The organism is Halobacterium hubeiense (assembly GCF_001488575.1).
Taxonomy (GTDB): domain Archaea; phylum Halobacteriota; class Halobacteria; order Halobacteriales; family Halobacteriaceae; genus Halobacterium; species Halobacterium hubeiense.
In genome coordinates this window covers 880,032-892,663 of record NZ_LN831302.1, presented here as the reverse complement: position 1 = coordinate 892,663, position 12,632 = coordinate 880,032, and the positions used below count along the sequence as shown (strand labels likewise).

Annotated in this window: 15 protein-coding genes; 10 read left to right on the top strand and 5 right to left on the bottom strand. The window is 70.0% G+C overall.

Translation table 11 applies throughout. The features are described 5' to 3' along the window. Positions 1-33: 33 nt before the first annotated feature. Together HHUB_RS04645 and HHUB_RS04640 are read left to right on the top strand one after the other, a co-directional pair. Positions 34-1,011, top strand: coding sequence for an aldo/keto reductase (locus tag HHUB_RS04645; protein WP_059056427.1), 978 nt, complete (start codon positions 34-36; stop codon positions 1,009-1,011). Between the two features lies 1 nt (position 1,012). Continuing rightward, positions 1,013-1,429, top strand: coding sequence for a GIY-YIG nuclease family protein (locus tag HHUB_RS04640; RefSeq protein ID WP_059056426.1), 417 nt, complete (start codon positions 1,013-1,015; stop codon positions 1,427-1,429). Between the two features lies 1 nt (position 1,430). Here the strand turns inward: HHUB_RS04640 and HHUB_RS04635 are convergent, their stop codons facing one another. Continuing rightward, positions 1,431-2,087 (bottom strand): RAD55 family ATPase, encoded by a 657-nt coding sequence (locus tag HHUB_RS04635; RefSeq protein WP_059056425.1) that lies wholly within the window; start codon positions 2,085-2,087, stop codon positions 1,431-1,433. A 195-nt stretch (positions 2,088-2,282) separates the two neighbouring features. After that, positions 2,283-3,923, bottom strand: a complete 1,641-nt coding sequence (locus tag HHUB_RS04630) for a potassium channel family protein (protein WP_059056424.1) — start codon at positions 3,921-3,923, stop codon at positions 2,283-2,285. Positions 3,924-3,993: 70 nt separating this feature from the next. On the opposite strand from HHUB_RS04630, the gene HHUB_RS04625 reads away from it, so the two are divergent. From HHUB_RS04625 to HHUB_RS04600, 6 genes are all read left to right on the top strand, one after another. Next, positions 3,994-4,410: a DUF4149 domain-containing protein gene (locus tag HHUB_RS04625; RefSeq protein WP_082687254.1), complete on the top strand. Its 417-nt coding sequence runs from the start codon at positions 3,994-3,996 to the stop codon at positions 4,408-4,410. A gap of 67 nt (positions 4,411-4,477) precedes the next feature. After that, the gene (locus HHUB_RS04620; protein ID WP_059056422.1) at positions 4,478-4,816 is read left to right on the top strand and encodes a DMT family transporter; all 339 of its coding nucleotides are present in this window, start codon (positions 4,478-4,480) and stop codon (positions 4,814-4,816) included. A 91-nt stretch (positions 4,817-4,907) separates the two neighbouring features. Next, on the top strand, positions 4,908-7,484 hold the full coding sequence (locus HHUB_RS04615; protein WP_059056421.1) for a heavy metal translocating P-type ATPase: 2,577 nt from the start codon (positions 4,908-4,910) through the stop codon (positions 7,482-7,484). Between the two features lie 80 nt (positions 7,485-7,564). Then, a complete protein-coding gene (locus HHUB_RS04610) occupies positions 7,565-7,768 on the top strand; it encodes a heavy-metal-associated domain-containing protein (RefSeq protein ID WP_059056420.1) in 204 nt (67 codons plus the stop codon). 55 nt (positions 7,769-7,823) lie between these two features. Then, complete coding sequence (locus HHUB_RS04605; RefSeq protein WP_059056419.1) at positions 7,824-8,126, top strand: PadR family transcriptional regulator; 303 nt, start codon at positions 7,824-7,826, stop codon at positions 8,124-8,126. 137 nt (positions 8,127-8,263) lie between these two features. After that, a complete protein-coding gene (locus tag HHUB_RS04600; RefSeq protein WP_059056418.1) occupies positions 8,264-8,551 on the top strand; it encodes a MarR family transcriptional regulator in 288 nt (95 codons plus the stop codon). Positions 8,552-8,613: 62 nt separating this feature from the next. Here the strand turns inward: HHUB_RS04600 and HHUB_RS04595 are convergent, their stop codons facing one another. The 3 genes from HHUB_RS04595 to HHUB_RS04585 form a co-directional block, all read right to left on the bottom strand. Then, a complete protein-coding gene (locus HHUB_RS04595; RefSeq protein ID WP_059056417.1) occupies positions 8,614-8,985 on the bottom strand; it encodes a winged helix-turn-helix transcriptional regulator in 372 nt (123 codons plus the stop codon). 89 nt (positions 8,986-9,074) lie between these two features. Beyond that, positions 9,075-9,344, bottom strand: coding sequence for a hypothetical protein (locus HHUB_RS04590; RefSeq protein WP_059056416.1), 270 nt, complete (start codon positions 9,342-9,344; stop codon positions 9,075-9,077). A 50-nt stretch (positions 9,345-9,394) separates the two neighbouring features. Then, complete coding sequence (locus HHUB_RS04585; RefSeq protein ID WP_059056415.1) at positions 9,395-10,909, bottom strand: cryptochrome/photolyase family protein; 1,515 nt, start codon at positions 10,907-10,909, stop codon at positions 9,395-9,397. 110 nt (positions 10,910-11,019) lie between these two features. Here HHUB_RS04585 and HHUB_RS04580 point away from each other — a divergent pair, with 110 nt between their 5' ends. Next, entirely contained in the window at positions 11,020-11,634 is a 615-nt protein-coding gene (locus HHUB_RS04580; RefSeq protein ID WP_059056414.1) for a uracil-DNA glycosylase family protein, read from the top strand. Between the two features lie 31 nt (positions 11,635-11,665). Continuing rightward, entirely contained in the window at positions 11,666-12,613 is a 948-nt protein-coding gene (locus tag HHUB_RS04575) for an MBL fold metallo-hydrolase (protein WP_082687167.1), read from the top strand. Positions 12,614-12,632 lie beyond the last annotated feature (19 nt).

The window sequence follows — 12,632 nt, the reverse complement described above, 5'->3', positions numbered from 1 at the left end:
ACGCCTTTGAGCCACGCGGCCGACGGTTCCCGCATGGAGTACACGACGCTCGGGGACACCGGGATGGAGGTCTCCCGAATCTGTCTGGGCTGCATGAGCTTCGGCTCCTCGGAGTGGCGGCCGTGGGTGTTAGACGAAGAAGACGCGCGGCCCGTCATCGAGCGCGCCATCGAGCTGGGCGTGAACTTCTTCGACACCGCGAACATGTACTCCGAGGGCGAGAGCGAGCGCGTGCTCGGGAACGTGCTCGCCGAGTACGACCGCGACGAGCACGTCGTCGCGACGAAGGGGTACTTCCAGATGGACGAGGACAACCCGAACTCGGGCGGGCTCTCCCGGAAGGCAATCGAACAGGAGTTGGAGAACTCGCTGGACAGGCTGGGGATGGAGACGGTGGACCTCTACCAGATTCACCGCTGGGACTACGACACGCCAATCGACGAGACGCTGGCGGCGCTCACGGACGCCGTGCGCCGCGGGCAGACGCGGTACGTCGGCGCGTCCTCGATGTGGGCCCACCAGTTCGCGGAGGCGCTGCACGCCAGCGACCGCGAGGGCTACGAGCGGTTCGCGACGATGCAGAACCACTACAATCTCGTCTACCGCGAGGAGGAGCGCGAGATGCTGCCGCTCTGCGAGAAGGAGGGCGTCGGCGTGATGCCGTGGTCGCCGATGGCGCGGGGCTACCTCACGCGCCCCCACGAGGACGTGAAGGCGACCGAGCGCGGCGCCAGCGAGAAGCGCCTCTACGAGCACCCCTACCGGGAGGGCGGCGGCCCGGCGGTCAACGAGCGCGTGCAGGAGCTCGCCGACGAGAAGGACGTGAAGATGGCGCAAATCGCACTCGCGTGGCTGTTCCACAAGGACCGCGTGGACGCTCCCATCGTCGGCACGACGAGCATCGAACACCTCGAAGACGCCGTCGAAGCGCTCGACATCGACCTCTCGGACTCGGACATCGACTACCTCGAAGCGCCCTACGAGCCGGTGCCGGTCTCGGGCCACGAGTGAGATGGAGCCGGGCACGTACACGCTGCTCGTCGAACTGCCCGAGCCGGCGACCGTCGAGTTCGGCGCGCGCGGCGAGTACGACCTCGACGAAGGCTGGTACGCGTACACGGGATCGGCGTTCGGCGCTGGCGGCCTGAAGCGCGTCGAGCGCCACCGGCGGCTCGCGCGCGGGGAGTCCGACGCCCGCCACTGGCACGTCGACTACCTGCTGGGCCACCCCGACAGCCGAGTCGTCGCTGTCTACGTCACCGAGAACGACGACATCGAGTGCGAGACGGCGCGGGCGCTCAACGACGCTGGAACGCCGCTATCGGGGCTGGGCGCGTCGGACTGCGACTGTCCCGCACACCTCGCGTACAGCCCTCAGCGGGAGCAAGTCGCGGACGTCGCCGCGGCGCGTCACGAGCGGGAGTCGTAGGTCACTCCACGACCGTCCACTCGGTCGGCCCTTCGGAGACGCCGCGCACGCGGACTTCGCGGTCGCCGGCGTCGGTCAGCCGGACGTCCACGACGCCGTCGAACAGCTGGCTGATGGTGTTGATGGTCTGCTCGTCGTGGCTCTCCGGGTCCACGGAGAACACGCCCAGCCAGCCCTGCGACTGTATCTGACTGGTAAACACGTGGAGGAACCGGAAGAGCCGCTGGAGGTCCACGTACATCAACAGCGGGGACAGCGAGTCGAATCCGACGCGGAGCCGGTCGACGCCGGCGTCGCCGGCGGCGCGCGCGACCTCCGAGAACTCGATGCCCATCCCCGTGAGGTCGCCGGGCGAGGAGACGTAGTGGGTGTTGTCGCCGTTCGTAGCGCTGCCGCTCTGCGCGCTGACGCAGTCGATGATGCGGAGGAACCGCGGCTCCGCGGCGACCGCGTCGGCGTACTCCGCGGCCACCTCCTCGGCCGGGTCGCGGGCGGTCACGATGACGGCGCCGTCGCCGTCGGCCTCACCGCGCGCCAGCAGCGACAGGAGGAGGTCGCGTTTGCCGGACATCGCCGGGCCGCTCAACAGGAGGTTCGTGCCGTCGTCGAACCCCGAGACCAGCCCGGTGGGGAGCACCCCGTCGACGTTGTACGTCATTTGTACGGGCGAAACCGACGTCACTTCGGCCTGTTCCGCTTGCTGATAGTTGGACGGAGGCACATAAGTATGTGCGGGATAGGGGCTCGTGTGCCGCTGTCAGCGGTCGAGAATCGCGACACGGCGCTCGGCCCGTGGCGGCGGCCCGCGCGACTCGCGGTGACGTATCAGTTCTCGCACCGTTTTCGGGCGCGGCTACGGCGGCGTCGCGTGGACGCCCGCCAGCTCGTTGAACTGCGCGACGTCGGCGTCCGCGCCGACCACGACCAGCGCGTCCCCGTCGCGGACGCGGAAGCTCGCGTCCGGCTGGGAGACGACCTCCCCGCCGCGCTGGACGGCGACCACCGTGCAGCCGGTGCGGGCGCGGACGTCGGCTTCGGCGAGCGTCTGCCCGACGAGCGCGGGTGCCTCGGTGCGCACGACGTCGATTTGCTTGTCGAGGGCCATCACGTCCTCGTCGAGGATGGTCTGGGCGAGCATCCGGCCGGCGACGGTCGCCAGCGACAGCACGTAGTCGGCGCCCGCCGCGTACAGTTTGCGGGCGCTCTCGGTGTCGTTCGCGCGGCAGAGAATCTCCACGCGCTCGCTGGCCTCGCGCGCGACGAGCGTGGCGAACACCGTCGAGGTGTCGTCGCCGAGCGCGAGCACGAGCGCGGTCGCGTCCTCGATGCCCGCGCTCCGGAGCGTCCCGCCCTCGGTGGCGTCCCCGACGACGTCCACGCCGGGGCGGTCCTCGACGTCCACGACCGTCGTGTCGATGTCCTCCTCGTCGAGCACCTCGCGGACGGTCGAGCCGACCTCGCCGTACCCCGCGACGACGACGTGCTCGCCGCCCCGCTCGTCGGGCGCGAGCGTCCGCCCCTCGAAGGCTTCGAGTTCGTCCTCGCGGCCCGCGACCAGCAACACGGTGTTGCGCGTGAGTTCCCGGTCGGGGTCCGGGGAGCCGACGAACTCGCCGGCGAACCACGCGCCGACCGCGTTCACGCCGCCGGGTTCGAGGAGGTCGGTGTCGCCCAGCGTCGCGCCGTCGAGGTCGCTGCCGTACTGGACTGGCATCTCCACGATTTCGAAGTCCTCGCCGATTTCGACGGCGTCCCCGAGCCGGGAGGAGATAGTGGTCGTGACGTTTCGCGCGAGGCTGCGGCCGAGAATCTCTCGTGGTCCGAGCACGCGGTCCGCGCCCGCGTACCGGAGGTACTCCGCCAGCGACGGGTCCTCCACGAAACACACCGTCTGGACGTCGGGCGCGAGGTCCCCGACGGTCAACGCGATGGTGGCGTTGCGCTCGTCGCTCTCGTCGAGGACGACCGTGCGGGCGTCCGCGACGTTCACGCGTTCGAGGCCGCGCTCGGTCTCGGGGTCGCCGTGGACCGCCTGCCAGCCGTCCTCGTACAGCGACAGCGCGGTCTCGCGGTCGTCGGTGAGGACGACGTACTCGACGCCCTGCGCGTCCAGCTCCGCGGCGAGCGTCTCGTCGCGCGCGCCGAACCCGCAGATGACGACGTGGCCTTCGAGGTCCACGCTGCGGGGCGGCTCGACCTCCAACCGTTCTTCTATCCACGGCACGACGAACAGCGGCAGCGTCAGGAAGATGAGGAAGACGCCGCTGAGCTGCATCACGACCACCGTAATCAGCATCACGTTCGACGTCCACGGCGCGTACTCGCCGTACCCCGTGGTGGTGAACGTCTGCCCGACGAACTGGAGGGACTCGACGTATGTCAGCTCGTCGCCCTCGAAGAACGCCATCCCGTGCTTGAACGCGACGGTGTACGTCGCCGCGACGGCCGCGAGGAGGCCGGCGTACGCGAGCACGCGGCGCCCCTGTCTCGACATTGCACGGTCGTACCCGCGCCCGAGACTTAAATCCCGAACGTTGAGATGGGTGGCCGCCGAGGACTGGGACATGAGCGTCGTCTCCCTGTTCGTGCACGCCGCGCTCGGGATGTGGCTCGGCAGCATCGTCTTCTTCTCGTTCGTCGCCGCGCCCGCGCTGTTCGACGAGCTCGGCGAGGAGCGCGCCGGCGACGCGGTCAACGTCGTCTTCCCGCGCTACTACTCGTTCGGCATCTGGATGGGCGCAATCGTGCTCGTCGCGTGGGCCGTCGGCCCGCTCGTGGCGGACGTCGGCGAACCGCCGCTGATTGCGGACGTCGGCGTCGTGGCAGCGTTCCTCGCGAACCTCTACGCGCGTTACCAGCTGATTCCGAAGATGGAGGCCGCCGGCTCGGACGCGTTCGCGCGCTACCACAAGCAGTCCGTCGGCCTGAACCTCGTCGCGCTCGCCGGGCTCGCGGCCGCGTTCACGATACTGCACTTCTGAACGCGCGCGTTCTCGCGGCGTGCAGTCCGAGCGAACCGTTATCTTCGATTAGAGCGACCGCCGACGCATGAACGCGTACGTCTACCTGGCGTCGGCCATCGCCGCCGAAATCGCGGGGACGACCGCGCTGAAGTTCTCCGACGGCTTCTCGAATCCCGCCGCGACCGGCGCGGTGGTCGTCGGCTACCTGTGTTCGTTCTACTTCCTCGGGCGCACGCTGGAGACGCTGCCCGTCGGGCTGGTGTACGCGACCTGGTCGGCGGTGGGCATCGTCGGTGCGGTCGGCGCTGGCGCCGTGTTCTTCGACGAGCGCGTGGACGCCGCCGCGCTCCTCGGCGTCGCGTTGCTGTTGACGGGCGTGTTCGTGTTGAACGTCGTGTCCGAGAGCTACGCGCCCGCCCACTGACCGGCGGCTTCGGAATCGAAAGTTCAGGGCCGCGCTTGTCGAACGTTCGAAGGGGCAACTCGCTTGAACCATTAGAACGTACTAGCACGTAATGACAGAGCGCCGAATCCACGTCGACGTCTCGGGGATGACGTGCGCGAACTGCGCGTCCACCGTCGCGGACGCGGTTACCGCCCTCGACGGCGTCCGCGACGCCGACGTGAACTTCGCCACGGACGGCGGGACCGTCGAGTACGACCCGGAAGTGGTGTCGCTCGGGGAAATCTACGCGGCCATCGAGGACGCCGGCTACGACCCGGTGGACGACGACCGCACGATGACGGTGACGGACATGTCGTGTGCGAACTGCGCGACCACCATCGAGGACGCGGTCGGCGACGTCCCGGGGGTCGTCTCGGTGGACGCGAACTACGCCACCGACGAGGTGAGCGTCCGCTACAACCCCGCCGAGGTGGACTTCGAGGCGGTCTACGACGCCATCGAGGACGCCGGCTACTCGCCCGTCCGCGAGGACGGCGGCGAGGGCGGTGAGGACACGGAGGACAGTCGGAGCGCCGCGGACGCGGCGCGCGAGGCCGAAACCCGCCACCAGCGGAACCTCACGCTGTTCGGCGCGTTGCTGTCCGCGCCGCTGTTGTTCTTTGTCGTGGAGACCCACCTCCTCGGGGGCGGCGTCCTCCCGGAGACCGTCTTCGGCGCGCGCTTCGGCTGGGTGGAGTTCCTGCTCGCGACGCCGGTGTACGCCGTGCTCGGCCGCGAGTTCTTGGAGAACTCCTACAAGGCGCTCGTGAAGAACCGGACCGCGAACATGGACGTGCTCATCGCGCTCGGCTCGACGACCGCGTACGTCTACTCGGTCGTCGCGCTGCTCGGCATCCTCCCGGAGGCGGGGCTGTACTTCGACACGGCCGCGCTCATCCTCGTGTTCATCACGCTCGGGAACTACCTCGAAGCGCGCTCGAAGAGCCAGGCCAGCGACGCGCTCCGGAAGCTCCTGGAGATGGAGGCCGACACCGCGACCGTCGTCCGCGAGGACGGCACCGAGGAGGAAATCCCGCTCTCCGAGGTCGAAGTCGGCGACCGGATGAAGGTGCGGCCCGGCGAGAAGATCCCCACGGACGGCGTGGTCGTCGAGGGCGAGTCCGCGGTCGACGAGTCGATGGTCACTGGGGAGTCCGTTCCGGTCTCGAAGGAGCCCGGCGACGAGGTGGTCGGCTCCACGGTCAACGAGAACGGCGTGCTCGTCGTGGAGGCGACGAAGGTCGGCGAGGACACCGCCATCCAGCAAATCGTCCAGACGGTCAAGGAGGCCCAGTCCCGCCAGCCCGAGATTCAGAACGTCGCCGACCGCATCTCCGCGTACTTCGTGCCCGCGGTCATCCTCAACGCCGTCTTCTGGGCGGTCGTCTGGTACGCATTCCCCGAGGCGCTGGCGAACTTCATCGGCGCGCTGCCGCTGTGGGGCGTCGTGGTCGGCGGCCCCGCGGCGGTCGGCGTCTTCGAGTTCAGCGTCGTCGTGTTCGCGTCCGCGGTGCTCATCGCGTGTCCCTGCGCGCTCGGGCTGGCGACGCCCGCGGCGACGATGGTGGGCACCAGCATCGGCGCGCAGAACGGCGTCCTGTTCAAGGGCGGCGACGTCCTCGAACGCGTCCGCGACGTGGACACGGTCGTCTTCGACAAGACGGGCACGCTCACGACCGGCGAGATGGAGCTGACTGACGTGGTCGTGGTGGACGACGAGCGCGCGGCCCCGGACGGCGGCGCGCTCGCGGCCCCCGAGGTCGACGAGTCGTTCGTCCTGCGGATGGCCGCGGCCGCCGAGTCCGGCAGCGAGCACCCGCTTGGCCGGGCAATCGTCGATGGTGCACGCGAGCGCGGCGTCGACGTCGGCGACGCCGAGGAGTTCGAGAACGTCCCCGGACAGGGCGTGAAAGCGACCGTGGACGGCCGCGAGGTGCTGGTCGGCAACCGGAAGCTCCTCGAAGACGCGGGCGTGGACGTCGCGCCCGCCGAGAGCGAGATGGAGCGCCTCGAACGCGAGGGGAAGACCGCGATGCTGGTCGCCGTGGACGGCCGCGTCGCGGGCGTCGTCGCGGACGCCGACACCGTCAAGGAGAGTTCCGCGCGCGCCGTCGCCGACCTCCGCGAGCGCGGCGTGGACGTCCACGTCATCACGGGCGACAACGAGCGCACCGCGCGCGCCGTCGCCGAGCAGGTCGGCGTGGACCCCGAGAACGTCCGCGCGGGCGTGCTCCCAGACGAGAAGGCCGACGCCGTCGAGGACATCCAGGCGGACGGCACGCAGGCGATGATGGTCGGGGACGGCGTCAACGACGCGCCCGCGCTCGCGACGGCGTACGTCGGCGTCGCCATCGGCTCCGGGACGGACGTCGCCATCGAGGCCGCGGACGTCACGCTGATGCGCGACGACCCCTACGACGTCGTGAAGGCCATCCGCGTCAGCGAGGGGACGCTCTCGAAGATCAAGCAGAACCTCTTCTGGGCGCTGGGGTACAACACCGCGATGATTCCGCTGGCGTCCCTCGGGCTGCTCCAGCCGGTGCTGGCGGCCGCCGCGATGGCCGTCTCCAGCGTCAGCGTGCTCACGAACAGCCTGCTGTTCCGCAGGTACTCCCCCGACGAGGACTACCGGCTGTTCGGCCGGTAACGGAGTCCGCCACGATTCTCCCGGCGGCCTCGCCGGAAGCCGAAAAGCCCTAGCCGGCGGGCCGCGTACGTAGCGACGACATGACGACGACACTCACCGTCGAAGGCATGGGCTGTGAGGGCTGCGAGGACATCGTCGAGAACGCGCTGGAAGGCGTCGACGGCGTCGAGGACGCCGACGCCGACGAGGCCGACGGCGTCGCGACCGTGGAGGGCGACGCGGACACCGAAGCACTCCTCGAATCCGTGGAGTTCGCGGGCTACGAGGCGGAGATTGCGGACTGACCGGCGTTAAGTTAGCGTCGAAATAGTTATAATTTTAGGAGGAGTTGGGTCGCGCATGGGACAGCGAGACGAGACGACGGGATTCCAGCGCGACGTCCTCTGCGTGCTCTGCGGGCTCGACGACCCGAAGGGCATGGAAATTCAGTCGGAACTGGAGGAGTACTACGGCTCGGCGGTGTTGCACGCCCGCGTCTACCAGAACCTCGACTCGCTGGCCGAGCGCGGTCTCGTCGAGAAGGGCGAACGGGACTCCCGGACGAACTACTACCGCATCACGGACGCGGGCCGCGACGCCATCGAGGACGTCCTCGCGTGGAAGCGCACGTACACGGAAGACGTCGAACCGGACACCGTCTAGGCGGCTCCACGCCTCGGATTTTCGCGGCCCTTCGCCGTCGCCGGCGGCGCGTTTCGAGGGGGCGGTTACCTCGCGGTAACTGGCTCACACCTCCGTTACCGAGCGCTAAAGGGGGTGGCGGTCCACAGTACGATTAGATGACGACGACCGACGAACTCGTTCAGGACCTGCCCCCGAGTGCGAAGCTCGTGCTGAAAGTACTGGAGTACAACGGCGGCCTCACGCAGAAGCAGATCGTCGAGAACTCCCGGCTGTCCCAGCGAACGGTGCGGGACGCCCTCGACCGACTGCAGGAGGCCGACGTCGTCGAGAAGGACATCTACATCCCGGACGCCCGTCAGAACCTCTACCGGCTCTCCCTCGACGAGAGCGAGGAGGACGCCGAGGAAGCGGCCGAACCGGAAGCCGAAGCCGTCCTCGACTAGCGGTCCCGCCGGTCGTCGCGCCCGGTACGCGCACAACCACGTAATTCTCCGCGGTCGCTGACTCAGACGACCGAAGCCGCTTCTTCCTCGACCGGTTCGAGGTGTTCGTTCCCCCAGTCTTCGAGCGCGGTCACGACCGGCTCCAGCGACTCGCCCAGCTCGGTGAGCGCGTACTCGACGCGGACCGGCTTCTCGCTGACGATGGTCCGGGAGACGACCTGCTTCTCTTCGAGGTCGTCGAGGCTCTCGGAGAGCACCTTGCTGGAGATGCCGTCGACTTCCTCCTGGAGGGCGTTGAAGCCGAGCGGGCCGCGCGTGAGCAGCCGGTGGATGATGACCGGGTGCCACTTCTTCCCGACGAGAGACGCCGTCGCGGTAATCGAACACCAGCCGTCGCCGGGACACCACGCGGGCAACTGCTCGCTTTCGCTCATGTCCCTCGGTAGGGCCGACCGCCAGTTAAGGCTACCTAACGATAGCCCCTTACGTAATCGTAATCCGCTCGGCGGGCCGCGACGACCGCTCACTCCTCGCCGCGGCCGAACGCCGACAGTCCCCGCCAGCCCGTGAGCGTGCCGACGTCGTCGACCACGTCCGCGAGCGCGCCGCGGGTGCGCTCCTCGCCGACCACCCACTCGCCGTCGCGCTCGACGGCCTCGAAGGCCCGCTCGTTCGCCTCGTCGAAGTAGACGGGAGTGCCCGTCGCATCGACGCCGACGAGTCGCGCGCCCTCGACGCGTTCGGGGACGTCGGTGAGCGGGTCCGTCGGCGCGCTCGGGTTGATGCCTGCCATAGTGGCCGTGAGCGCCGCCCCGCCTATGAACGCGGTGGCCGGGTGACGGCTCAGAGGTCGCCGGACGCCGCACGCGAGCGGACCGCGTCGGCGCGCTCGCGAATCGCCGCGAGGTCGCCGGCGTCGCGCTTGTCGTCGAGGTGACTGTAGACGAGGCCCATCCGGTGGTTCGCGCGGAGGTCGTCCTCGCGGGCGGCGAGGAAGTCCCAGTAGAGGCTGTTGAACGGGCAGGCGTCCGCGCCGGTCGTACTGTCGGGGTCGTAGCGACAGCCCGCGCAGAAGTCGCTCATGCGGTCCACGTAGTTCGCGGACGCGGCGTACGGCTTCGTCGTGAACGCCGCGGTGCCGAACGACCCCATGCCGACGACGTTCGGCGTGACGACCCAGTGGAAGGCGTCCACGAACCCGCCGTAGAACCACTCGTTGAGCGCCTGTGGACTAGTCCCGTACAGCAGGGCGAAGTTCGACAGCACCATCAGCCGCTCGATGTGGTGGGTGTAGCCGCGGTCGTGGACGCGCCCCACGGCGGTCCCGACGCAGGCCATCTCGGTCGCGTCGGGGTCCCAGTACAGCGGCGGCAGTTCCCGGGTCTGGTCGAGCTGGTTCGCGTCCGCGAGTTCGGGCATCTCGCGGCGGTACACGTGGCGCACGAACTCCCGCCAGCCGACGACTTGGCGGACGAACCCTTCGACGGAGTGCAGCGGGATGTCCTCTCGCTCGCGGTACGCCGAGATGGCGGCCTCCACGACCTCCCGCGGGCCGAGCAGGCCGACGTTCAGCGCGGCCGACAGCAGGCTGTGGTCGAGGTGCCAGTCGTCGGCGAGCATCGCGTCCTCGTAGGGGCCGAACTCCGCGAGCCGGTGGTCGAGGAAGTCGTCGAGCGCGCGCTCGGCGTGCTGGCGGGCGACCGGCCAGCCGAACCCGTCGGGGTCGCCCCACGTGTCGAACTCCGCGGCGACCCACTCCCGGACCTCGGGAACGCGCTCGCCGTACTCGAACTCCGGGAGCGGCGCGCTCTCGTAGTCGTCAGGTGGCGTCTCGCGGTTCTGCTCGTCGTAGTTCCACTCGCCGCCCTCGGGGTCGCCGTCGGTCAGCAGGTAGCCCGTCTCGCGGCGCATCCAGCGGTAGAACGCCTCGTGGCTGTAGGCGTCGCCGTCGCGGTCGTCGGCCCACTCGTCGAAGTCGTCGGGCGAGCAGAGGAACTGCTCGTTCTCCACGACGCGCAGGCTCCCGCCCCGTTCGGTCACGAGTTCGCGGAGCCGGTCGGCGGCGCCGTGGGTCGCGGGCCGCTGCACCACCAGTTCGTCGCCGGGGTGGGCGTCGAAGTACGCGTCCAGCCCCGCCGCGAAGGAGTCCGCGCGCTCGTAGACGACGTCCACGCCGTCGGCGCGCAGGTCGTCGGCGAGGTTGCGCATCGCGGCGAACACGAGCGTGAGCTTCTGGGGGTGGTAGCGGCGCCGCCGCGCGAACTCGCTGGCCTCCACGAACAGCACCCGGTCGGGGTCGTCCGCGAGCGGGCCGCGCTCCCGGGAGAGCTGGTCGCCGAGCACCCAGACGGCAGTCATGGCGGGAGCGTCGGCCGCGGCCGCCAAATGTCTGTGGGCGGGCCAGCCAGCGCCCGGCAACGACGGCCAGTCTCGGGGCGCTTAAGTCCGGGTGTCGCCTACGGCGCGGCGTGCAGAACGTCACGGACCGCACGAGCAACCCGTTCGGCATGCAGCCGCCCTGCGAGTCGTTCGTCCCGGGGTACGGCGACGCGAACGCGGACTTCCACGTCGTCGGCGACCACCCGGGCGTCCACGGCGGCGCCGACTCCGGCGTGCCGTTCACGGGAACGCCCGGCGCCGAGCGCTTCCGCCGCGCGCTGACGGCCGCGGGGCTGCTCGACGACGGCGAGCCGGTCGAACTCTTCCTCTCGTACCTCCACGCCTGCGTCCCCGACGGCGAACCCACGGAACGCGACTACACGGAGATGGAGCCGTTCTTCGACGCGGAGCTGCGCGCCATCACCGCGCACGTCCTGCTCCCCGTGGGGGAGCGCGCGACCCGCCACGTCCTCGAAACGTACACCGCCATCGTCGCCGACGAGGTCGACCTCGCGGAGGTCCACGGCGAGGAACTCCACGGGAGCGGCTGGCTGGTCGTGCCGGCACTCGACCCTGACGAGTGGACCGACGACGAGGAAGCGGCGTACGTGGACGCGCTCCGCGACCTCCGGGAGACGGACTACGAGCGCGAGGCTGACCTCGGGCGGTTCCTCGTCGGCCCCGAGCCGTACCGCGTCAGGTAGCTCTTTGTCCGGCAGTCGCGTAGCCGGGAGCGTGCACCACATCCAGTTGTCGAACGCCGCCTTCGAGGGGCGCAACAGCGTCTACCTCCTCGGGGACGGCGACGCGGCCGCGCCGACGACGCTCGTGGACACGGGCGTCGCGACGCCCGACGTGGAAGCCGAACTGCGGGCCGCCCTCGACGCCCGCGGCGTCGCGTTCGCGGACGTGGACCGCGTACTGCTCACGCACTGGCACCACGACCACGCCGGCCTCGCGGGCGCCGTCCAGAACGAGAGCGGCGCCGCCGTCTTCGTCCACGAGGCCGACGCGGACCTCGTCGCCCAGCGAGGGAGCGCCCGCGAGGACCTCCGGGACGCGCAGGAAGCCGCGCTCCACGACTGGGGCCTCCCCGAGAAGGAGCGCGAGGGGCTGTTGGCGTTCAACGACGAGCACAGCGACCTCGCCGGCGAGCCCGCGGACGTGACGGAAGTCTCGGACGGTGACACCGTCGCGCTCGGCCCGTTCGAGGCCGAAGTCGTCCACCTCCCCGGGCACGCCGCCGGCCTCGTCGCGTACGCCGTCGAGCGCGAGGGCCGCCGCGAGGCGTTCGTCGGGGACGCGATTCTCCCGAAGTACACGCCGAACGTCGGCGGCGCGGACGTCCGCGTCGAGCGCCCGCTCGCCCGGTACCTCGACAGCCTGGAGCGCGTGCAGTCCCTGAATCTGGACCGCGCGTGGCCCGGCCATCGCGGCCCGATTTTCGCGCCGAGCGAGCGCGCCCGCGACATCGCCGCCCACCACGAGGAGCGCACCGCGCGCGTCGAGCGGGCCGTCACGGACCTCGCGCCTGCGACGGCGTGGGAGGTCAGCGCGGAGCTGTTCGGCTCGCTGTCGGGCATCCACGTCCTCCACGGCCCCGGCGAGGCGTACGCCCACCTCGACCACCTCGTCCGCGAGGGCGCCGTCGAGAGAACGCCGGACGGCTACGCGCCCGCGTGAGGGTGCCGCAACCCCGGCT